The sequence below is a fragment of the Dyella sp. AtDHG13 genome (assembly GCF_003201105.1).
Taxonomy (GTDB): domain Bacteria; phylum Pseudomonadota; class Gammaproteobacteria; order Xanthomonadales; family Rhodanobacteraceae; genus Dyella; species Dyella jiangningensis_B.
The window spans coordinates 43731-64138 of record NZ_QICJ01000013.1 but is presented as its reverse complement, the minus strand read 5'-3'; the positions used below and the strand labels follow the sequence as shown (position 1 = coordinate 64138).

Here is a 20408-nt window from a genome sequence, read left to right as displayed (position 1 = left end):
TGCAGCCTCTTATTCCACCGGAATATAAAGATCCGTCTCCGACGCCGGATCATCCGGCGCGATAAAGCGCTCGTCATAGCGCTCGAACTCCACGCCTGGCCGCGCGCGCAAACCCAGCTTGGGCAGCAGGCGCGTGTGGATGGTCTGGAAGGTTTCGCCGATGCCGCTCACCGCGCCCCGATGCGTGAACACGCCGTACTTCTGCGCCGGCACCGTGAACTTCACCATGCCCTCGGGCACCGCCGCATCGTCCGCCACCGGCAAGCCGGCCACGTAGCGCAGCATGCCGTCCGGCATCGCGGTGCACACGCCATAGGCCACGCCGGTTTCCGCCAGCGGCTGCACTTCGTGCCCGCGGGGCTGGAAGCGCTCCCACAGCGGGCCGATGCCGGCGGGGCTGCGGGCGACGTACTCCAGTCCGACAACCGTGAAGGCGGGCAGCGATACGATCCGGTGATCCATGGCGGCGTCCTGGGGCGGCATTGAGCGAGCCCCAAGCCTAAGCCAGCGGGCGGATATGACAACAGGGTGAAAAGGGCCACTTGCACGCCGCGCGGCTTTCCGGCCCGGCGGTGTCGATACGGCCGCCCTTCGTTCGTCGTGAGGATAGACGCGCCCTTCGCCCTGCCGGGCCGAGGATGCGCCTGCCCCTCCTTCCGTCTGCCGCGCCCGAGGTCATGTCATGTCCCAAGCCCCCAACCTGGTTCCCGCCGCCGAGCTGGTGAAGCGCAACGGCGTCACCTTTGCTGGCGAAAGCGCCGACTACCGCCGCGCCCGCAACGCCCTGCTCGCCGAGGAAATCGAACTGCGCCGCCATATCGAGCGCGTGGCCGAACAACGCCGCGCCCTGCCGCCCGGCCCCGAGGTGAACGGCGACTACCGCTTCATGGGCGAACACGGTCCCATCGATTTCGCCGGCCTGTTCGGCGACAAGCAGACCCTGGTTACCTACAGCTACATGTTCGGCCCGCAACGCGAACGCCCCTGCCCCATGTGTACGTCGCTGCTGAGCGCATGGAACGGCGAGGCGCGCGACATCCAGCAACGCGTCGCACTGGCGGCGATCGCACGCTCGCCCATCGAACGGCTGCTCGCCTTCAAGCAATCGCGCGGCTGGAAGGATCTGCCGCTGTATTCGGACGTGAACGGCCATTTCAGCCGCGACTACGGCGCCATCGACGACAAGGGCAACGATGAGCCGGCCTTCTGCGTCTTCACCCGGCGCGACGGCCATATCCGCCTGTTCTGGGCCGGCGAGATGGGCATGGCCACCGCCGACCCCGGCCAGGACCCGCGCGGCGCACCTGACCTCATGCCGATCTGGACCATCCTGGACTGCGTGCCCGAGGGACGCGGCACGGATTGGTATCCGAAGCTGGATTACGGTAGCTGAGCGCGGAAGCGGCGGGTCGCGACGGGGCGCTTGTGTGCGTCGAAGCCTGTCACGATCCCGTGAGGCTCATTCCCCTCACCGTCATTCCGGCGCAGGCCGGAATCCAGTGACGGTCGTGTGCGGTTATCGCGTAACGTCAAAGCCGTGGGCTCTTCAGCGAAAACCGTGTCCCGAGGCCACTGGATTCCGGCCTGCGCCGGAATGACGGTGAGGGAGCCAATCGCACACGCGAGATGTTGAAGGCGCTCAGGCCCTGATCATCCCCGGCATCTGATTGTCCGCGATCACACGGTTGCGTCCGGTGCGTTTGGCGCGATAGAGCGCGGCATCCGCCTCCCGGCGCAGCAGCTGCAGCTCGTAGCCGGAGCTGTCGGTGGAGGCCAGGCCGATGCTGGCGGAGAACGTGACCAGGCGGCCGTCGCCGTCCACGGGCGTGGCCTCGATGGCCTTGCGGATGCGGTCGGCGATGGCCACGCCCTGCTCGCGCGTGCAGTCGGGCAGCAGAATGCCGAACTCCTCGCCGCCCAGCCGGCCGAACAGGTCGGTGGGGCGCAGCTGGCGCTGGCACAGCGTCACGGTGTGCTTGAGCACCACGTCGCCCACGGCGTGGCCATGCGTGTCGTTGATCAGCTTGAAGTGATCCAGGTCGATGGAGATCAGGCACGCGGCGCCGGATTTCCGCTCCGTCGCATGCAGCATGCGCTCGGCCTCGCTCACGAAATGCTGGTGATTGAAGATGCCGGTCAGGCTGTCGCGATAGGACAGCATCTTGAAGCGCAGCTGCGAGCGCTTGATGCGGAACAGCCAGAACACGATGGACGCCATCAGCACCAGCAGCAGCGCGATGTAGAGCCGGCTGGTCTCCACCGCCTTGGTGTCCAGCGCCTGCTGCAGCTTAAGGATGTTGTTCTGCTTGCTCAGCCCTTCGGCCTCCAGCCGCTGCGCGAGCAGATGCTGCTGCACGGTGGCATAGGCCAGCGCCCTGGCGCTGATGTCGTTGAGATAGCCCTTGTCCTGCGCGACGAAGCGCTCGTAATAGGACAGCGAGGCGACGGCGTTGCCGCGCTTCTTTTCTACCTTGTAGAGCACTTCGTAGGCGTTCCTCACCCACTCGCTGACTTCGTCCTGCCCGCTCATGGAGAGCACGGTCAGCGCGGCCTTGCGTGCATTGGCGTCGTCGCCCAGCTTTTCGTAGGCCTGCGCCAACTGCACCTGCGCGGCGCGCATGTGGGAGTAGTAGCGGTTGGCATTGATGCTGGGCAGCATGCGCTGGATCAGCTCCAGCGCCTTGGCGGGCTGATCCTCGCTGAGATAGAGATCGCCTTTGATCAGCAGCACCGTATCGGCGAACACGGGTTGTCCGGCCTCCACGCAGGCGTCGACGGCCTCGCGCAGTTTCTGGCTGGACGAGGTGAGCTTGCCGCTGTTGTTGAGCGCGGCCACTTCCACCGACAGCGGGTTGCACAGGCTTTCGCCGGGCGGCAGCGCGTCTTCCATCATGCGCGCGTACTTGATGGCCAGCTCGTTCTGGCCCGCGAACATCATCAGCTGCGACAGGTTGGACAGCACGATGAAGCGCGCCAGGTTGTCGCTGACCTTGGGCAGGTCCGAGGCCAGCTGGTTGGCCAGCCCGAAGGCGTCTTCGTAGCGGCTGCTCAGGCCGTAGTTGTGCATGAGCAAGGCGGTGGCCTTGGCCTCCAGCGTCACGTCGCCGGAGTGATCCATGACGTCGCGCAGCATGGTGTTGGCGCGGCCGGTGTCGCCCTCGAACGCGGCCTGCCAGGCATCGAGGTAACGCAGGTACCACTGCTCTTCCGGCTTGAGCCGCGACGCTTCATCGTGGATCTGCGCCAGCATGCGCACAAAGCGCGGGTGATCGGTGGTGCGCACCCGCTCGGTCTGCTGGAGAAACGCGGCGGGATCGGCAATGCCCTCGACGGCGTAGGCCGTGCCCAGCCACACGCAAAAGCCCAGGCTCGCCGCAGCGAGCCAGGACCAGTACGTGTGCCAGGGCCGTGGCATGCCTGCGGCCTAGCCCTTGCGCGGAGACGCGTCGGGCTCTTCGGGCGTGTCCGGCGTCTCGTCTTCGCCGGGCACGGGCGTCGGCGTGGGCAGCGGCACCTTTTCCGGATAGGTCTGCGAACTCTGGCTGCCGCAGACCACGCGGGTGCCGAATTCCTGCGCGAGCCATGCGCTGTCGCCGGAGGCCACGGCGGCCTTCAATGCATCGGAAGCCTCTGCCGTATCGAGCATGTCGCCCAGGGCGTCGGCCGTGGCATGACGCAACGAGGCGTCCTGCCCGATGGCTTCAAGCAGCTCCATCGTATCTGTCATAAATGATCCCCCTCGTTCTACTGTGATGATCCTGCACTGTTTGCGTCAAGCACCCGACGTGCCAGGCCGGCACATCGTCGATGAAACACGATGACAGGCGTCATCGGTGTCCACTCGTCACGCCATTGCGCCAGCGGCCCTCTCTTCCGCGACGCACAGCGACTCTACGGCGTCAGGCCGGCACGCCGGCCTCTTCCAACGCGTCCAGCTCGGCCAGTCGCGCCTGCACGGCGCGATTGGGCGTCAACGTCCTGGCCGGGGGCAACACCACGGTTTCCTCGGCAGGCAATTCGATATGCGGCAGCTCGCGCAGCGCCACGCGGCGAACGCGCGGTTGCTGGATGGGCAAGGTGGCCGCGCGGTAGACGATCACTTCGTGGTCCAGCGGGTAATCCTGGCTCAGCAGATCCACCAGCACCTGGCGATAGGCCGGGCCGGTGGTGAAGCGTGCCAGCGAGCGGTCGCCCACGTGCCCGACCTGCCACAGCACCACGTATCCGGCGGTGTCGAGGCGGCGCTCGAACAGCAGCAGCTGGCTGGCTTCGAAGTGCTGGCAGCCGAAACGGCCGGGATCGATGCCCAGATCCGCATAGAGGCAATCCTCGGCGGAGATGCCTGGCTCCATGTGCGCGGCATAGCCTTCGGCGCGCGCCGTCTCGATGACCTTGTGCGGCGACCACGCAAAGATGCCGGGGTGTCCGTAGAACACGCCGCACACGCGCTTGCCCGCGCGCAGCTCCGTCATCATCACCTCGACCCATTCGCGGTAGGTGGTCTGGCGCGACTTTCCTTCGCGGTAATAGGACTGCAGGCTGCGCACGTCCGGATGCATGCGTTGCAGCCATGCCTCCACGATGCCGTCGGACAGACCGGCGAACACCACGTCCGACTGGACGATGTGGCTGCGCGCCAGCGGCGTGAGATGGGACCCGAGCGTCATGCCCAGGCCGACACAGGCCAGGCTGCCGCGGAGGACGTCTGTCGATGCCGGAGTCGAAGGATTTTCCATCCCGCGATCTTAGGGCAATTTCTGACGCCTGAGCACGCCCAAGCGGCCTATGGCAAAGGATCGCCCCGCGCTGTCCGACGCCTATGAAAATCTGGAAAAAAAGCGCTGGATCGATACAGGCGTAAACCTTTCCAGCCCCTGTTGCAAAGCATGGTAGCGCTCACGGCCTGGTGAGAATTGCGCCGAAAGTGGGCTCTGGCGGCACTCACGTTGGGTGAGGCGCCCTGGACGGCTCCGCCTTCGGGATAACCGACCGCCGCTCGACAGTCGCCGGCGCTCCACTGTCACGCCATCGGCCACAAGCGATAGATTGTTCCATCCGCCCTGCCCGCACCCCGCCACGTCCACCTTCCCTACGCATCACAAGGACACCACGATGAAAAAGCACCTGCTCCGTTCGCTCGCCGCCCTCGCACTGGCGGGCGGCGCCACGCTCGCCATGCCGGCGTTCGCCGCCATCAGCCCGGGCACCGCCGCGCCCGCCTTCACCACCCAGGCCAGCCATGACGGCAAGAGCTTCACCCTCTCGCTGGCGGACGCGCTGAAGAAAGGCCCGGTGATCGTCTACTTCTTCCCCTCCGCCTATACCGGCGGCTGCGATATCGAGGCGCACGCCTTCGCCACCGAGGCGGCGAAATTCGCCGCGGCGGGCGCCACCATCATCGGCGTCTCGGCCGACAGCATCGACCGGCTCAACACCTTCTCGGCCGATCCCAGCTACTGCGCCGGCAAGTTCCCGGTGGCATCCGACCCGCAAGGCAAGATCGCCGCCCAGTACGACGTGAAGATGTCCGCTGCCGAGCCCGATGCGAAGGACGTGCGCGGCCAGGCCATCGAGCACGGTTTCATCTCGCGCGTCACCTTCGTCATCGGCAAGGACGGCAAGATCGCGGCGGTGTTCTCTTCCGAAGCCGACCACCTGCATCCGCAGGAACACGTGAGCAAGTCGCTCGCGGTGGTGCAGCAGCTGCAGGCGGGCAAGGCGCCCTGAGTCTGCAAGGCAGGCGAACGCCGGCGCCATCGCGAAGGCGTTCGCCCTGCCACGTGCATCGGGCCAGCAGATCGTCGGCGCGGCCCATCGCTGGGCGCCGAGAATCAGAGCTTTCCCGTTCGACGAGACGCGCCCGAAAGAAAGGGACGCCTGGGTCGCCGTGCATCCCAACATCATCAAGTGCGCTCCGCGCCGACACATGACGTTCCAGAGCCCCTCGCGTTAGGGGGGCTAGCGCACTTTGCATTCCCGAGCGCCGCGCGCGGCTTCATCATCGGCCACGCCGGATCGCCGCGTTACCGCATGCAGAGAGAGGCATGGAGCTGCCGTCCAGGCAGTAAAAATACGGTGTCGCAGCACAGATGCCATCGGCACACTGATCCGGACATTTCAATCATCCGAAGCAGAGGTGCGTCATGCTCAAAAGATCGTTCCTGCCATCCATGCTCGCAAGCCTGCTTGCGGCGGCTGCACCGGCCATGGTCATGGCGCAGGATTCCGGCAGCCACTACGAAAAGCTGGCCAACATTCCGTACGTCGAGGCACAGATTTCCAAGGAGGACACGCAGACCCTGATGGACGAGCTGCAGTTCCAGCGCGCCGTCCAGCTTTACCTGTGGGCGCTGCCGTCCATCAACATGTACGGCATGAAGGAAGGCGCCGAGAAATACTATGGCAAGGGCTACAACGTCCTGACCATCTTCAAGGAACGACTCAACGCCAAGACGCTGATCACCACGCCCAATTCGGACGTCATCTACGCGCTGGGCTTCCTCGACCTGAAGGAAGACGGCCCGCTGGTCATCGAGGCCCCGCAGGGCCTGCAGGGCATTCTGGATGACTACCGCCAGCGGCCCATCTGTTCCGAGGGCGAGATCGAAGGCAAGGTCTGGTGCGGCGACGTGGGCCTGGTCGGTCCGGACAAGGGCAAGGGCGCCAGGTACCTGATCCTGCCGCCGGACTACAAGGGCGACGTTCCGCAGGGCTACCTGGTGTATCGCTCGCGCACTTACGGCGTGTTCGTGTTCTGGCGCGGCTTCTTCAAGGATCCCAAGCAGCTCGAAGCCCCGGTGAAGGTCATGGAGCAGACGCGCATCTATCCGCTCGGCAAGAAGGATTCGGCCAAGCCGATGCAATTCCCGGACGGCTCGAAGATCGCGGCCAACCTGCTCTATCCCACGGATGGCGAGGCATTCGCCATGTATGACCGCTTCATCCAGCACGAATACGTTGACCCGGCGGATTTCCAGTTCCGCGGCATGGCGGCCGAACTGGGCATCATCAAAGGCAAGCCGTTCCAGCCCGACGAGAAAATGAAGAAGATGCTGGATCTCGCCGCCAAGACCGCGCATCGCATGGGCTACGCGCTGATGACGCACTCCGGGCGCTACTACACCGACCGCCAGTGGGTGCCGGGTCTGCCGGTGACCAACGACGAGTTCGGCTACGACTCGTACACGGATATCAATCACCAGGCGTCCTACTTCACGTACGCGTACTCCACCAGCCCGGCCATGTTCCTCAACATGGAGGGCATGGGCGCGAAGTATCCCACGACGTTCTTCGACGCCAAGGGCGAACCCCTGCGGGGCGAGAAGAGCTACAAGCTCAACCTGCCCGCCAACATTCCCGCCAAGCTGTTCTGGTCGGTCACGGCCTACAACCCGGAAAACGGCGCCGGCCTGGACAACGGCCAGCCGTTCCCGTCGCTCAACAAGATGGACAAGCCCGTCGCCAATGCCGACGGCTCGTACGACATCTACTTTGGCCCGACCTCTCCCGGCCCGGGCAAGAACTGGATCAGGACGGTTCCCGGCAAGGGATTCTTCGCCAACGTGCGTCTCTACGCACCCACGAAGACCTTCTTCGACCAGACCTGGCGGCCGAGCGATCTGGAGCCGATCAAGTAACCCAGGGCTCGATCGCCTGTCCTCGTGTTGCTTGCAAGACCAGAGAGCCCGCCCCGGTAAGGGCGGGCTCTCTGGTTTTCATCCACTCGCCGCACAAGCCGGGCCACGCGGCCCGGCCTGGCGATGTTCACGCCGCCGGCTGTACGGCGGGCGGCGTCCACTGACCCTTCAGTACCGAGTCGTCGGGCCAATAGGTACGGATGTAAAGCGAGAAATCGCCCTCCTTGGGCGACGGCAGCCAGTTGGCGCGCTTGGCCGGATCGCTCGGCTCGTCCGGCTGCACGTACAGGGTGACGGAGCCGTCGTCGTTGAGCTTCAGGTCCTTGTTCTTGGTGCCCAGCGAGTAGCGGTTGAGCGCGTTGGGCACGAAGAAATGCTGCGCGTCGTACATGGTGATGGACCAGAAGCCCTTCACCGGCGGCGTGCCCTTGGCAAAGGTGACGGTGTAGCGCTTGCCGCCGCCAAGGCGCGTGCCGTTGCCGTCGAAGTCCTGATAGAAGTACGACGCTTCGTTCGGCTTGTTGACGAAGATGTTGGAGCGCGCCACGGCCGTGCGCGTGAAATAGTCCGTGCCGAACTGGGCGCCGTTGGACGCCACCGTTCAGCCGTACGGCAGCGGAACGCCGAACCTGTGGAACTGCAACAGCGGGGCCACCACGTCCTTCTCGGTCCTGGCCGCCTCCTCGTCGATGGCCTTCTTGATCGCCGGGTCGGCCTTGGCCGCCGCGAGCAATCCCCGCGCCTGGGCGTAAAGCACCTCCTCGCCGGGCAGCGGTTCCGCGTCCGCGAGCACCGCGGGCAGCTCGTCAAAGAACTTGTCGGGGATGACCACCGGCCGCTCGGCGCCGTTTGCCGCGGGCGGGGGCGCCGGGAACGAAGGCGTCTTGCTCCAGTCCATGTGCTTCATCTTGCCGTCGTACTGCGACAGCGGATACACGTTGATCTGCGAAATCAGCGGCTGGATGGCCTCGCGGTCCGCCGCCGTATCGTCCATGAACACGCGCGGGATGATGAAGCCCGTATTGGACTGCGCGCGGAAAACCTGGGTGATGCCCTTGGGCACCGTGCCCTTCCAGTGCGGGCCCACCAGCATGTAGAAGCCCGGCTTGGTACCGTACATCTTGCCCAGGTTGGCAAAGCTATCGGTGCGCAGATCCACCACTTGGTAAACCCAGAAACGCTTGCCGAAATCCGGGACCTGCACGATGACGGGCTCGATGTCGAGCGCCAGCGGGCCACCACCGTACACGACGTCCTGATTCGGGCAAGCGACATCGCGCTCCGTCGGCGTCACATAGTCGGTGAGCATGCTGACCCGGTTGAGAGGCGATGCGGGAAGCGCGCCACCCAGCCTGCCCGGCTCCTTCAGTGGCGTGAACGTCACGCGGCGGTTGTAGATGTTGACCATGGGCCATGCCCATACGTAGAGCGTGCGCGCCATCTGCCGCGCGTATTCCTCGGTGATGCGCCCGCCCGCCAAGGGGCCCGCCACCTGGCCGGGCGTCGTCGCCCCCAGAACGGTCACATTGCCCTTCGGCTGGGCGTTGTCTGCCCACAGCGGCATGCTGAAGGCCATGCTTACCGCGGCAGCAAGCAAGGCAGGGGAAATTCGTGAGGCGATCGAACCGGCGCGCATGTGCATACTCCTGGCTAAAACGTTGTTGCGGGTAGGCCAGATGAAAGCACTTAGGGCGGCGGGACCGCCTCCGTAAGATTGCAGACTGAGGCCAGTATATTTACGTAGACGACCCGGCGGCCGCGCCACCATGGGCGCTGGCGACACTCGACTCTCCGGCAAGCGCCCGTGCTTGTCGCCTCCCTGCAACGGGTGGCGGAAAGCGGCCACGGGCGTTCCCCTGGCGGTCACAAAATGTTCGCTTGCAGTCCCGCCGTGCAGCCGGCAAGCTTCCGCGTTTGACCAACCGGAGTTGCCATGTCCGCGCAAGAAACCATCATCCAGATCATGCCCGCCACGGGTTGGGTTGCCGTGTTCGACGAGAACGGCGACGAGAGCGCCGAAGCGCTCGTGTGCTTCGCCCTGGTGGAGTCCGCGCAGGGCGGCGCCACCCGCCGTGACGTGCGCCCGATGCTGGTGAACGGCAAGCAGATCAGCTTTGCCGATGCCGCGCCGAACTTCCTCCGTGTGGAAGAGCTGGAAACCTTCGAGGACGAAGAAGAAGAGGAAGAAGAGGAAGACGGCGAGGAGTAATCGCCCGCTGTTCGCCGCATTCCCGACGGCCGGCCCTTCGCCGGCCGTTTTTTTGTGCGCGCCGCGCCAACAGGAAGACGCCAGCCACCACTACTCGCGGAACGAACCTCGCATCGCTTCGCGCAGGTAGCGGCAGAGCGACCCCGTCTTGCGCATCAGCACGCTCAGCAGGCCGCCCGAGTCGTACTCCCCGCGAAGCATCGCCAAGCTCTGCTGATAGAAAAGCGTCAAACCCACCAGCAGTTGCAGTTCGAGCACGGCCAGCGCGACATCGATGCCCACGGAATCGATATACAGTGCCATGTGGATGGTTTCCGGCTGGCACAGCAGCGCCAGCACGATCGACGTGGTGACCAGGCCGATCAACCACTGGCGGATGTCCTTGCGCCGCCACTCCGCCGACAGCGCCTCCAGCGTGAACCACTGCGGATCCAACCAGCTCATGCGTCCTCCCTCAGCTTTCCGTCCCGAGCCCAGTCTGGGGCCATTCGCGGCCTAAAAGGTCCCGCCTCTGTATCCGAATGTATCCGGCGGCCCGGCCGGTACATGTGCTTTCAATCCGGGCCGCTCGCCACACAGTGGCGATACATGGCGATGTTCTCCTGTGCCCATACCTACTCGCCGGAGAGCCACCATGTCGGACCTGATCGACCCCAAGCGCCGCCGTTTCCTTGGTGCGACCGCACTGGGCCTTGCCATCGCCCCGTTCGGGCTTGCCTCGCTGGCCCATGCGGAAGCGACCGCGCCGACGCCGACCGGCGGCAAGCGCCGGGCGAGCGACGGCCACACCTCGTTCAAGTCCATCAAGCATGTGCAGGCCGGCGTGCTCGACGTGGCCTACGCGGAAGACGGCCCGGCCAACGGCAAGCCCGTACTGCTGCTGCACGGCTGGCCGTACGACATCTACAGCTTTGTCGACGTGGCGCCCATCCTCGCTGCTGCCGGCTATCGCGTGATCATGCCGTGGCTGCGCGGCTATGGAGACACGCGCTTTCTCTCCGCCGACACGCCGCGCAATGGCCAGCAGGCGGCGCTCGCCACCGACGCCATCGCCCTGTTGGACGCGCTGAAGATCGACCAGGCCATCGTCGCCGGCTTCGATTGGGGCGCGCGCACCGCGGACATCCTCGCCGCGCTATGGCCGGAGCGCTGCAAGGCGCTGGTCTCGGTCAGTGGCTATCTCATTGGCAGCCAGGCCGCGAATCGCGCGCCGCTACCGCCCAAGGCCGAGCTGCAATGGTGGTACCAGTACTACTTCGCCACCGAACGCGGCGAAGCGGGCTACGCGAAGTACACACACGACTTCGCGCGGCTCATCTGGGAGCTGGCCTCGCCGCAATGGGGCTTCGATGACGCCACCTTCGCGCGCTCCGCCGCCGCGCTGGACAACCCCGACCAGGTTGCCGTGGCCATCCACAACTACCGCTGGCGCCTGGGCACGGCCGAGGGCGAAGCGCAGTACGACTCATTGGAAAGAAAACTCGCGACGTCGCCGGACATCCACGTGCCCGCCATCACCCTGGAAGGCGACGCCAACGGCGCGCCGCATCCCCAGCCAGAAGCCTACGCCCGCAAATTCACCGGCCCGTACGAACACCGCCTGATCACGGGCGGCATCGGCCACAACCTGCCGCAGGAAGCGCCAGAGGCGTTCGCCAAGGCGGTGATGGATGTGGATCGCTTTCGGCGGTAGGGCATGATTGACCTGCATTCGCGCTGAGGTAACGAACAGCCTGTCGAAATCGGCAACGCTCATTCGACGCGATAGTAAGGGCCGGCCACGAGTCGCAGGAGTCGGGATCAAACAGCGCGGGGAGAAATCGATGAGGAAGTTGGTCCTTAGCATGTCCATGTCGCTCGACGGCTTTGTGAGCGGCGTCGACGGCGACATCCAATGGGTATTCAGCGGCGACCAGGAAGCCATCGTCTGGAAGCTCGAGCAGCTGTGGGACGCCAGCCTGATCATCATGGGCAGCCGATCCTTTCAGGACATGTCGCCTTACTGGCCGACGTCCACTGTGGTGTTTGCGCCACCGATGAACCAGATTCCCAAGGCCGTCTTTTCAAGACAGGGCGCTGCCGTGCTGGCGCCTGCCGCCAAGGCGCTGAAGGATGCTCGTGAGCGATCCACCGCGCCGCTGCAACCGGGCGCGGAAAGCTGGGCGCAGGCCTACGTGGCCAGCGGCGACCTGGCGGATGAAATCCAGCGGCTCAAGGCCACGGACGGCAAGCCCATCATCGCCATCGGCGGCGCCACCTTCGCGCGCAGCCTTATCGCCCACGGCCTGGTCGACGAGTACATGTTGATGGTCTATCCCATCGTGCTCGGCAGAGGCCTGCCCATCTTCGCCGACCTGCCCGCACCGGTGCCGCTCAAGCTGATCCACTCAAAGACCTTTCCACTCGGCGCGCTTGCGCAGACCTATCAGCCAAACCGAAACCCGTAGCCCGGATGAAGCCAACGGCGAAATCCGGGATCGCGCCGCGCAAATAAAAGCCAAGCCGTCACTGCACGAAGAAACGCGCACGCATCCCTCCCGAATTCCGCTGCGCTTCATCCGGGCTACGCGCTTCATGCGGGCTACGCGCTCCGTTTGCTTAGGGACGAAACCGGGCCGTCTATAATGACCTGCCTCACTCCCGGCAACGCCCATGACCGAACCCGTCCGCCTCGCCAAACGTGTCGCCGCGCTTGCCCAGTGCTCTCGCCGCGAAGCCGAGATGTATATCGAAGGCGGCTGGGTGCGCGTGGATGGCGTGACCGTCGAGGAACCGCAGTTCAAGGTGCTGGATCAGCACGTCGAGATCGACCCGGACGCCAGGCTCGAAGCGGCAGAGCCCGCCACGCTGGTGCTGCACAAGCCCGCTGGCATGAGCATCGACGAGGCACGTGCCTTGATCCGCATCGAGAACCACGCCGCTGACGATACCTCCGGCGTGCGCGCGCTGAAGCGTCACTTTGCACGGCTGGAATCGCCGTTGCCCCTGCCCGACAAGGCCAGCGGCCTGGTGGTGTTCACCCAGGACTGGCGGGTGAAGCGTCGCCTGGAAGAAGATGCCGACCGCATCGAGCAGGAACTGGTGGTCGAGGTGGCGGGCAAGCTGGCACCCAACGGCCTTGCGTTGCTCAACCACGGGCTCAGCTTCGACCACTATGCGCTGCCACCGATCAAGGTGAGCTGGCTGAACGAGCACAACCTGCGCTTCGCCTTGAAGCGGATATCACCCGACAAGGTCGAACGCATGTGCAACGCCGTCGGCCTGACGGTGCTTGCGATCAAGCGCCTTCGCGTCGGCCGCATTCCCATGTCCCGGCTGCAACCAGGGCAATGGCGATATCTGGCCAGCACGGATCGGTTTTGATGATGACGTTAATGGGGCGGCAGGCGACGCCTGTTCCGCCGCTTATTCGTCGGTTTGAATCAATGCCGGCGAACAGATGCGTACCACCATGCATCCATCGCCGGACGACCTCCATTGAAACATCGAGCGGAAAAAAGCGGCTCAACGCCCGTACGGCTTTCGAACGCTCCTGGGATCCTGCGGCGCCTGGCCCGTGTGCGCGGGATCGCGGTCGAACTGGTTGGTGGAATGGAAGTCCTTCTTCTCGTCAACGACCACGTTGGTGCTCTTTCCGGAATAAACGGAGTGGATGTACTCCGTCGACAGGGGCCTCGAGTTTTTTTCCATGGGGCATCTCACTGATCGTTGGCGGTCTATCGACCCTACTCCCTATTGCCGTGGACAATGTGAAGAAAGTGCTGCCGCGGGCCATAAGCACGCGCGCCAGTGGATCCCGTTCATTGCTCTGAACTTACAGAATCTCCCATCAACGACACGCCCATGAAGCCCGAAGACCTGCAACGATTGGTCACCGTGACCATGCCTTACGGCAAATACCAAGGCCGCCTTATCGCTGACCTGCCTGGCGCCTATCTGGCTTGGTACGCCCGCAAAGGCTTCCCGCCCAGCGACCTCGGCAACCTGTTCGCGCTGGCGCTGGAGCTCGATCACAATGGCTTGAAGCCCTTGCTCGATCCGTTGAGGAAGCGCAAGTAAGGCGTATCGCCGCATGCAAGCGACGCAGGCGGCGCGGTTCTCAGGCGATCCTCGGCAACTGCCACCCGTACCGAACCGCGGCTACGCGCAAGGTGAAGCACACCAATCCACCCACCAGCGCGGCGACCGCGGGCGGACATCCCAATCGCCGCCCCAGCACCAGCACGGCCGCACCCAGCAACGCCGCGCTGGCATAGATATCCGCCACCAGCACCATCGGCACGCGCGCCAGCAACACGTCGCGGATGACGCCACCGCCGCAGCCGGTGATTGCGCCCATCAGCATCGCAATGAAAGGATTGATCTTGAAGTCGAGCGCTTTCTCCGCGCCGGCCACGGCAAAGAGCGCCAGGCCCGCCGCATCGAGCGTGGTCAGCAGCGGCGCCGGCAGGGCGGCCACCTGCGTATGGAAGAGAAACGCCACCAGCCCCGCGGCAAACGCGAGCACGGGATAACGCCAGTCACGTATCGCACTGGGCGGCGCATCGCCGATCAGCAGATCGCGAACCATGCCGCCGCCCAGCGCGACGATGAAAGACAGCACGAGCACGCCAAGCAGATCCAGCCCGGCGCGGATGGCCGCATTGGCGCCCTCTATCGCGAACACCACGGTGCCCGCGAGATCGGCGGCAAGCACGACGTGTTTGCGGATCATGGTGCCCCCAGTGCGGTGTTCGGCGCAGTCTAATGCAAGGCCATGGCGCGCACCGGAATAGCACTTACCGCTTGGCTGAAACGCATTCGACCCCAACCGTGCCTTCGCGCTTCGACACGGTGTACCCCGCGCTGGTCAAGGCGGCCGGCCATGCGTCGAACCTTACGGTGCTGCCGCCGGTGGGCGAGGGTCACTGCAACTTTACGCCGCAGCAGGTCGGCAAGGCCTTTGACGTGCTGGTCGTGAAAGCAGACGCGCATTGAGCACGCCTCCGTGTCGTTGCACAGCGCGGATGCTCCAAACAAAAAGGATCGGCCGTGCGTGGCCGGTCCTCTCGCGCTTGCATCCGTCAGTCAGGCTTGCGAATCGGAGGCCTGGGCATCGGCTTCGTTCGCATCGGCGTCGCCTTCCTTCTTCGCCAAGGTCGATTCCAGCGCCTCCGCGCCCTTGAAGCCCGCGATCGCCGCCAGGCCCTTCGTCAGCAGACCCGCATTCGGGTCGAGCTTTTCCGCTGCTTCGACGGCTGCCACCGCCCCTGCCACTTCGCCCAACGTATCCAGAATGCCCATCTCGCCTCTCCGCCTGTTGAATGGAAGGCCGTGTCCGGAAGCGGTCACGACCGAGGCGCATTGGGCATCAACGGCGGCCGCCCATCCATCGGAAAAGTCCTAGCGAAGATCTACCCAGGCCTCGCGCTCAGCCAAACGTCACCGCCAGGCCCAGCGACACGCCCTGCACGCCGGGCGCGAATACATAGCGCACCACCGCGCGGGCGCGGGTGATCCACAGCGGATGGTATTTGCTGGTATCCAGCTCCAGGCCCACGCCCAGCGAATTGAGGTGGTTCACCTGGATCACCTTGGCCTCGTTGCCGAAGTAGTCGGTGCGCGCGTACTCCAGCACGTAGCGCACCGGCCGATCCAGCGCATGCATGCCCGTAGGGGCGCGGTAGCGGGACCACAGGCTGAGGTTGTTGTTGCGCGAACTGCCGCGCACCACGCGCGAGGAGTTGTTGACGCTGTGCGTATAGATGTCCGTATAACGCAGCTGTATTTCTCCCTCGTATTTCTCCGCCACATGGTCGTACGACAGCAGCAGCGAACCGCCCGCGCCCGCCGCGTCCAGGTGGCCGTTGGCGAGAAACTCCAGGTTGAGGTTGGTGTTGCGTTCGATGTAGAGACTGCCCAGCGAGGCATCGCTTTTCACGACACCGTAGCTGCCATTGATGATGGGGATGATCGCGAAGTCGCGCGTCACCTGGAAACTCCAGCCGATGCCGGCGGTGGCGACCACGTCGTTCCAGCGGGTGGGCAGCTCGCGCTGTTCCTGGCCGTTGCTGGCGACGAAGCGCGGGTCGTAGCGCGAGTAGCCGACCGTGCCTTCCATGTAGATCGGCACGCTGTCACTGAGGACAAAGCCGCCGCCCAGCGAGGAGTTGTTGAACGCGGGGTTGCCGGTACTGGAATCCCTGATGGACAACGCGCCCGAGGTGACGTCCGGCGTCTGCAGATAACCCATCAGGGCCAGGGCGGCATTCGCGCGTTGCTGCAGCTGGCCCTTGACGATATCGAACCTCGGATGGTCCTGTGCGCCTGCCTGCCCGGCCAGGCAAAGACCGGCGAAAGCGGCGAGGAAACAGGCAAGCGGCTTCATGGCAGTACGCATCGATGCCCCCGGCACGACGCTGGCACCACATCCGCGCACCACGCAGCGATGCGGGCGGCTTCTGCTGCAAGTGCACGCGGCAAGGCGAGTTGGCGCTCGCGCATAAGCAGTCTCCTAACCGAATGTCGACCTGGCACCAGCGGTGCTGCCGTTCGGGGAGTGCCGGCAATGGTCGGTATGTTCTGTCAGGCAACGCCTTGGCACGAGCGCAAAACCACCCAAGCCAAACGCGTAATTCTACTTAGACTGCATCGGATCGATCCGCCGCCAGACCGAGATCGGCACGTCGCCATTCGGGCGCGGCGGCACGCGGTAGCTGAGTACGTTGTCCTTCAGCTCGTACTGCCTGGCCTGGTCCTGTCCCTCCCAGTTGGGAAAGGACGCGCCCTGGATGTGGAACACCAGCAGGCCGCGATCCCGGTCGACGCTGATCGTGCCGAAATGGGTGCTCGAACCCATGACGGCCGCCGCGAACTCCTCGGGCGTGCCTTTCGACTTGTCCGGCGAGCGGAACGCCGATCGCTCGGATTTGAAGATCTGCAGCGAGTAACGGCCCTGGCCATCGATCAGCAGCAGGCCTTTCGGATGGGCGCCAAAATCGCTGGCGCGCGTGCCGTCGGGATGCTGCACGTCGGCGGCCACCAGGGTCCAACTGCCGGCGAGCGACGGCATGCCGGCGGGCGTGCCTGCGAAAGAGGCGGATGCCCAGATCGAGCATGCCGAGAAAAGGACGGCCAGCATGCGGCCGGCAGTTGCTGCGCGAAGGTTCATGGCGTGGGTTCCGTGGGTGAATCGGGGATACGGCTGCCCGATGGGGTCAGGGGATGCTAGGCTGGGGCAATGCTTAAGAAAATCCGATAATTCGAAACCGTTCCATCGGAAAAACAAAAGCAATGTCCCTCCCCAACCTGGATATGGATGCCCTGCGCACCCTGGTGGCGATCCTGCAACTGGGCAGCCTGGGGCGCGCGGCGGAAAAGATCGGCCGCTCGCAATCGGCGGCAAGCCAGCAGATCCGGAAGCTGGAGACCCAGGTGGGCCAGCCGCTGTTCCGCAAGCAGGGGCGCGCCATGGTGCTCACCGAAACCGGCGAGCTGGTGCACTCCTACGCGCGCCGCATTCTCGAGCTCAACGACGAAGCCGTGCGCAGCGCCACCGGCAGTTCCGTGCAAGGCATGGTGCGCTTCGGCCTGCCCGGCGACTTTGCCGAAACTTGGCTGCCCGCCGCGCTGGGACAGTTCAAGCGGGCGCACCCCGCCGTTCGCGTGGATGTCGAAGTGGAACGCAATGGCTTGCTGCTGGAGCGCCTGGACCGGGGCGAGTTCGACCTGGTGCTGGCCATGGGTTATGGCAGCCGTCCGGACGCGCGACGACTGGCCACGCTGCCCATGACATGGATCGGACCGGCGGGCACGGAGGCGGTGCTCAAGCCCGATGCACCGCTCGACCTGGCGCTCTACAACTCGCCCTGCTTTTTCCGCCGCGCCGGGCTCGAAGCGCTCGACAAGGTATCGCTGTCCTGGCGCCTGGCCTACGCCACCGGCAGCCTGCAGAGCCTGTGGGCGGGCGTGGCCGCCGGCCTGGGCATCACGCTGCGAACGACGGCTGGCATACCGCCGTATCTCATGCGGCTCGATGAACGGCACGGCCTGCCGCCGCTTCCCGTGGTCGAGCTGTGCCTGCACGCCGGAAAGAACGCACCGACGCCCGCCTTGAGCGAACTCGAACGCGTGGTGCGCGAAAACGCCGTCGGCCATCTCGGCGTGTAACACACAAGTAGCCCGGATGAAGCGAAGCGGAATCCGGGACAACGCCGCCCACGTGCGTGCAACGCCGCGCACGGCACTTGCCGCACAAACAGGCGATAGGCAATCTCCCCCGCTCGCCGCTGGCGGCGGAACAACCCGCCAGCCACGCGTCAGCTATTGCACGTCGCATCCCTTGTCGATTTTCGCCGAGCCCATTCGTCGACATGACACCGCGGCAATGTCGCCGCGGTTTACATCCAAAGGTCAAACCTGATGAGCAAGCAGATCTTCGTTAACCTGCCCGTGACCGACCTGAAGCGATCCAAGGCGTTCTACGAAGCCGTTGGCGCCGCCAACAACCCCGCGTTCAGCGACGACACCGCCGCGTGCATGGTGTTCTCCGACACGATCTACGCGATGCTCCTCACGCACGACAAGTGGCGTCAGTTCACGAGCAAGCCTATCGTCGACGCGCACGCGGATGCGCAGGTGCTGCTGTGCCTGTCCGCCGGCAGTCGCGACGAAGTAATCCGCCTGGTCGAGCAGGCCACCGGCGCCGGCGGCAAGCCGGACCCGACGCCCGTGCAGGATTACGGCTTCATGTATGGCCGCAGCTTTGAAGACCCGGATGGTCACATCTGGGAAGTGATGTGGATGGACCCCAGCGCCATCCCGCACGGCTAAGCACACCGACAAGTAGCAAATAGCCCGTAGCCCGGATGCAGCGCAGCGAAATCCGGGTTCCCGCCAACGCGCCTGATCGAAGCTTCCACGCGCGTATCTCCTCCAGCGCATAGTCCCGGATGTCGCCTTCGGCTCATCCGGGCTACGTGTGACGCGCTGCTTCAGCCCAACTGCTGGATACGCAGCATGTTGCCGGCCGGGTCGCGCACCGCGCAGTCGCGAACGCCATAGGGCTGATCGGTCGGTTCCTGCACGATGTCCGCATCGCGCGCCTGCAACCGTTCGAACGTGCCGGCAAGGTCATGCGTGGCGAGCAGGATCATGCCGAACGTGCCCTTGGCCATCATCTCCGCGATCGTGCGGCGCTCGTCATCGGTAACGCCAGGGCTCGCCTCCGGCGGATACAGCACGATGGAGGTGGCCGGCTGGCCCTTGGGGCCTACCGTGATCCAGCGCTTGCCGCCGTAACCGACGTCGTTGCGCACCTCGAAACCCAGCGTGTCGCGATAGAACGCCAACGCGGCGTCGGGATCGTTCTGCGGAAGGAAACAGGAGTGAATCTGGATGGCCATGGCGCTCTCTCGGTGGGTGGTGAAGTCCATGGGGATCAGTCTAGTTGCGGCTCCCTGGCCGGCGCTTCTCGATTCCTGATCGGTCGCGTCACCTGCTTCGCCACGCACGAGGGCATGCCCAGCGTCGCCTGCGCCTGCTCGCGCCGGTACGTGCTCGGCGACATGCCCACCAGTTCGGCAAAGCGCGTGCTGAAGGTGCCAAGCGACGAGCAGCCCACTTCGAAACAGACCTCGGTGACGCTGAGCTCGCCTCGGCGCAGCAAGGCCATCGCGCGCTCGATGCGCCGCGTCATCAGGTACGCATAAGGCGACTCGCCGTAGGCAAGGCGAAACTGCCGGCTGAGGTGCCCGGCCGACATGTGCACGCCGCGCGCCAGGGCTTCGACGTCCAGGGGCTGCGCGTACTCCCGGTCGATCCGGTCGCGCACGCGACGCAGCCGTGCAAGGTCGCGCAGGGTCTGCGCTTCATCGGGTCTGCTGGTCATCCGCAAATCCTGTCACGTCGCCGCAGCTCGCTCAACCTACGACACACGGCGGCGTGCCCGCGTGCTGGCAGAATGCGGCATTCACCGTCACCGCAAGCAAGAGGCGCCATGGACAGCCACGTATCACCCGTGCCGTTGGAAAAGGCCTATCGCCTGATCAACCACGGCCCCACCGTGCTGGTATCGGCGCGCCACGCGGGCATGGACAACGTGATGGCGGCCGCATGGGCCTGCGGACTGGATTTCGACCCGCCCAAACTGACGGTGATCCTCGACAAGGTGACGACCACCCGCGAACTCATCGAACAAAGCGGCCGGTTCGCGATCCAGGTGCCCACCGTGGCGCAGATGCAGCTCACCTATACCGTCGGCAACCTGGAGCGCGCGAAGGCGCCCGACAAGCTGCAGCGCGCCGGCGTGCAATGGTTCGACATCGACGGCCACGACCTGCCCTTCGTCGCCGACTGCTCCGCCTGGCTGGCCTGCCGGCTGCTGCCCGAGCCGCACCATCAGGAAACCTACGACCTCTTCGTGGGCGAAGTGGTCGGCGCGTGGGCCGACACCCGCGCCTTCGCCAACGGCCACTGGAACTACGAAAACGCAGCACCCGAGTGGCGCAGCCTGCACTACATCGCCGGCGGGCAGTTCTACGCCATCGGCGAATCGCTCAGGGCCGATCCTGTCGAGTGATGGA

The 20408-nt window shown here is 65.1% G+C and carries 26 protein-coding genes; 12 read left to right on the top strand and 14 right to left on the bottom strand.

From position 1 onward, the window contains the following. Positions 1–9: 9 nt before the first annotated feature. A complete protein-coding gene (locus BDW41_RS19050) occupies positions 10–462 on the bottom strand; it encodes a GyrI-like domain-containing protein (RefSeq protein ID WP_074551289.1) in 453 nt (150 codons plus the stop codon). A 220-nt stretch (positions 463–682) separates the two neighbouring features. Here BDW41_RS19050 and BDW41_RS19045 point away from each other — a divergent pair, with 220 nt between their 5' ends. Beyond that, positions 683–1393, top strand: a complete 711-nt coding sequence (locus BDW41_RS19045) for a DUF899 family protein (RefSeq protein ID WP_074551291.1) — start codon at positions 683–685, stop codon at positions 1391–1393. Positions 1394–1639: 246 nt separating this feature from the next. On the opposite strand, the gene BDW41_RS19040 is transcribed toward BDW41_RS19045, so the two are convergent. From BDW41_RS19040 to BDW41_RS19030, 3 genes are all read right to left on the bottom strand, one after another. Further along, the gene (locus BDW41_RS19040) at positions 1640–3415 is read right to left on the bottom strand and encodes a GGDEF domain-containing protein (protein ID WP_074551293.1); all 1776 of its coding nucleotides are present in this window, start codon (positions 3413–3415) and stop codon (positions 1640–1642) included. 9 nt (positions 3416–3424) lie between these two features. Beyond that, positions 3425–3727: a hypothetical protein gene (locus BDW41_RS19035; protein WP_074551295.1), complete on the bottom strand. Its 303-nt coding sequence runs from the start codon at positions 3725–3727 to the stop codon at positions 3425–3427. 172 nt (positions 3728–3899) lie between these two features. After that, a complete protein-coding gene (locus BDW41_RS19030; RefSeq protein ID WP_074551297.1) occupies positions 3900–4736 on the bottom strand; it encodes an SAM-dependent methyltransferase in 837 nt (278 codons plus the stop codon). Positions 4737–5112: 376 nt separating this feature from the next. On the opposite strand from BDW41_RS19030, the gene BDW41_RS19025 reads away from it, so the two are divergent. Together BDW41_RS19025 and BDW41_RS19020 are read left to right on the top strand one after the other, a co-directional pair. Beyond that, positions 5113–5727, top strand: coding sequence for a peroxiredoxin (locus BDW41_RS19025; RefSeq protein ID WP_074551298.1), 615 nt, complete (start codon positions 5113–5115; stop codon positions 5725–5727). A 416-nt stretch (positions 5728–6143) separates the two neighbouring features. After that, positions 6144–7637: a DUF1254 domain-containing protein gene (locus BDW41_RS19020; protein WP_074551300.1), complete on the top strand. Its 1494-nt coding sequence runs from the start codon at positions 6144–6146 to the stop codon at positions 7635–7637. A gap of 127 nt (positions 7638–7764) precedes the next feature. On the opposite strand, the gene BDW41_RS23550 is transcribed toward BDW41_RS19020, so the two are convergent. Both BDW41_RS23550 and BDW41_RS23545 read right to left on the bottom strand, forming a co-directional pair. Next, the gene (locus tag BDW41_RS23550) at positions 7765–8235 is read right to left on the bottom strand and encodes a DUF1214 domain-containing protein (RefSeq protein WP_199535381.1); all 471 of its coding nucleotides are present in this window, start codon (positions 8233–8235) and stop codon (positions 7765–7767) included. A 3-nt stretch (positions 8236–8238) separates the two neighbouring features. Then, positions 8239–9273, bottom strand: a complete 1035-nt coding sequence (locus tag BDW41_RS23545) for a DUF1254 domain-containing protein (RefSeq protein WP_199535380.1) — start codon at positions 9271–9273, stop codon at positions 8239–8241. A 297-nt stretch (positions 9274–9570) separates the two neighbouring features. On the opposite strand from BDW41_RS23545, the gene BDW41_RS23195 reads away from it, so the two are divergent. Next, the gene (locus BDW41_RS23195) at positions 9571–9846 is read left to right on the top strand and encodes a hypothetical protein (protein WP_074551301.1); all 276 of its coding nucleotides are present in this window, start codon (positions 9571–9573) and stop codon (positions 9844–9846) included. A gap of 90 nt (positions 9847–9936) precedes the next feature. On the opposite strand, the gene BDW41_RS19005 is transcribed toward BDW41_RS23195, so the two are convergent. Further along, a complete protein-coding gene (locus tag BDW41_RS19005; RefSeq protein ID WP_074551303.1) occupies positions 9937–10290 on the bottom strand; it encodes a hypothetical protein in 354 nt (117 codons plus the stop codon). Between the two features lie 190 nt (positions 10291–10480). Between BDW41_RS19005 and BDW41_RS19000 the strand changes: the two genes are divergently transcribed. The 3 genes from BDW41_RS19000 to BDW41_RS18990 all read left to right on the top strand — a co-directional run bounded on the left by BDW41_RS19000 (position 10481) and on the right by BDW41_RS18990 (position 13209). After that, the gene (locus BDW41_RS19000; RefSeq protein ID WP_074551304.1) at positions 10481–11539 is read left to right on the top strand and encodes an alpha/beta hydrolase; all 1059 of its coding nucleotides are present in this window, start codon (positions 10481–10483) and stop codon (positions 11537–11539) included. Between the two features lie 130 nt (positions 11540–11669). Next, positions 11670–12293: a dihydrofolate reductase family protein gene (locus tag BDW41_RS18995; RefSeq protein WP_074551306.1), complete on the top strand. Its 624-nt coding sequence runs from the start codon at positions 11670–11672 to the stop codon at positions 12291–12293. A gap of 205 nt (positions 12294–12498) precedes the next feature. Next, positions 12499–13209 (top strand): rRNA pseudouridine synthase, encoded by a 711-nt coding sequence (locus BDW41_RS18990; RefSeq protein WP_074551307.1) that lies wholly within the window; start codon positions 12499–12501, stop codon positions 13207–13209. Between the two features lie 141 nt (positions 13210–13350). Here the strand turns inward: BDW41_RS18990 and BDW41_RS18985 are convergent, their stop codons facing one another. Continuing rightward, entirely contained in the window at positions 13351–13536 is a 186-nt protein-coding gene (locus BDW41_RS18985) for a hypothetical protein (RefSeq protein ID WP_074551309.1), read from the bottom strand. Between the two features lie 153 nt (positions 13537–13689). Between BDW41_RS18985 and BDW41_RS18980 the strand changes: the two genes are divergently transcribed. Further along, the gene (locus tag BDW41_RS18980; RefSeq protein WP_074551311.1) at positions 13690–13905 is read left to right on the top strand and encodes a DUF3820 family protein; all 216 of its coding nucleotides are present in this window, start codon (positions 13690–13692) and stop codon (positions 13903–13905) included. Between the two features lie 40 nt (positions 13906–13945). On the opposite strand, the gene BDW41_RS18975 is transcribed toward BDW41_RS18980, so the two are convergent. Next, positions 13946–14560, bottom strand: a complete 615-nt coding sequence (locus tag BDW41_RS18975) for a trimeric intracellular cation channel family protein (RefSeq protein WP_074551313.1) — start codon at positions 14558–14560, stop codon at positions 13946–13948. Positions 14561–14631: 71 nt separating this feature from the next. Here BDW41_RS18975 and BDW41_RS18970 point away from each other — a divergent pair, with 71 nt between their 5' ends. Then, complete coding sequence (locus BDW41_RS18970; protein ID WP_074551314.1) at positions 14632–14823, top strand: hypothetical protein; 192 nt, start codon at positions 14632–14634, stop codon at positions 14821–14823. A gap of 90 nt (positions 14824–14913) precedes the next feature. Here the strand turns inward: BDW41_RS18970 and BDW41_RS18965 are convergent, their stop codons facing one another. The 3 genes from BDW41_RS18965 to BDW41_RS18955 all read right to left on the bottom strand — a co-directional run bounded on the left by BDW41_RS18965 (position 14914) and on the right by BDW41_RS18955 (position 16996). Further along, the gene (locus BDW41_RS18965) at positions 14914–15129 is read right to left on the bottom strand and encodes a hypothetical protein (RefSeq protein ID WP_074551316.1); all 216 of its coding nucleotides are present in this window, start codon (positions 15127–15129) and stop codon (positions 14914–14916) included. Between the two features lie 127 nt (positions 15130–15256). Beyond that, the gene (locus BDW41_RS18960) at positions 15257–16213 is read right to left on the bottom strand and encodes a hypothetical protein (RefSeq protein ID WP_074551318.1); all 957 of its coding nucleotides are present in this window, start codon (positions 16211–16213) and stop codon (positions 15257–15259) included. A gap of 249 nt (positions 16214–16462) precedes the next feature. Then, positions 16463–16996, bottom strand: a complete 534-nt coding sequence (locus BDW41_RS18955; RefSeq protein WP_074551319.1) for a lipocalin-like domain-containing protein — start codon at positions 16994–16996, stop codon at positions 16463–16465. Positions 16997–17118: 122 nt separating this feature from the next. Here BDW41_RS18955 and BDW41_RS18950 point away from each other — a divergent pair, with 122 nt between their 5' ends. After that, a complete protein-coding gene (locus BDW41_RS18950) occupies positions 17119–17994 on the top strand; it encodes a LysR substrate-binding domain-containing protein (RefSeq protein ID WP_074551321.1) in 876 nt (291 codons plus the stop codon). Positions 17995–18246: 252 nt separating this feature from the next. After that, complete coding sequence (locus BDW41_RS18945) at positions 18247–18657, top strand: VOC family protein (protein ID WP_074551323.1); 411 nt, start codon at positions 18247–18249, stop codon at positions 18655–18657. Positions 18658–18818: 161 nt separating this feature from the next. Here BDW41_RS18945 and BDW41_RS18940 read toward each other — a convergent pair whose 3' ends face one another. Next, the gene (locus BDW41_RS18940) at positions 18819–19229 is read right to left on the bottom strand and encodes a VOC family protein (RefSeq protein ID WP_074551379.1); all 411 of its coding nucleotides are present in this window, start codon (positions 19227–19229) and stop codon (positions 18819–18821) included. A 35-nt stretch (positions 19230–19264) separates the two neighbouring features. After that, the gene (locus BDW41_RS18935; RefSeq protein ID WP_074551325.1) at positions 19265–19714 is read right to left on the bottom strand and encodes a helix-turn-helix transcriptional regulator; all 450 of its coding nucleotides are present in this window, start codon (positions 19712–19714) and stop codon (positions 19265–19267) included. Between the two features lie 108 nt (positions 19715–19822). Here BDW41_RS18935 and BDW41_RS18930 point away from each other — a divergent pair, with 108 nt between their 5' ends. Then, the gene (locus BDW41_RS18930; protein WP_074551327.1) at positions 19823–20404 is read left to right on the top strand and encodes a flavin reductase family protein; all 582 of its coding nucleotides are present in this window, start codon (positions 19823–19825) and stop codon (positions 20402–20404) included. Positions 20405–20408: the final 4 nt, after the last annotated feature.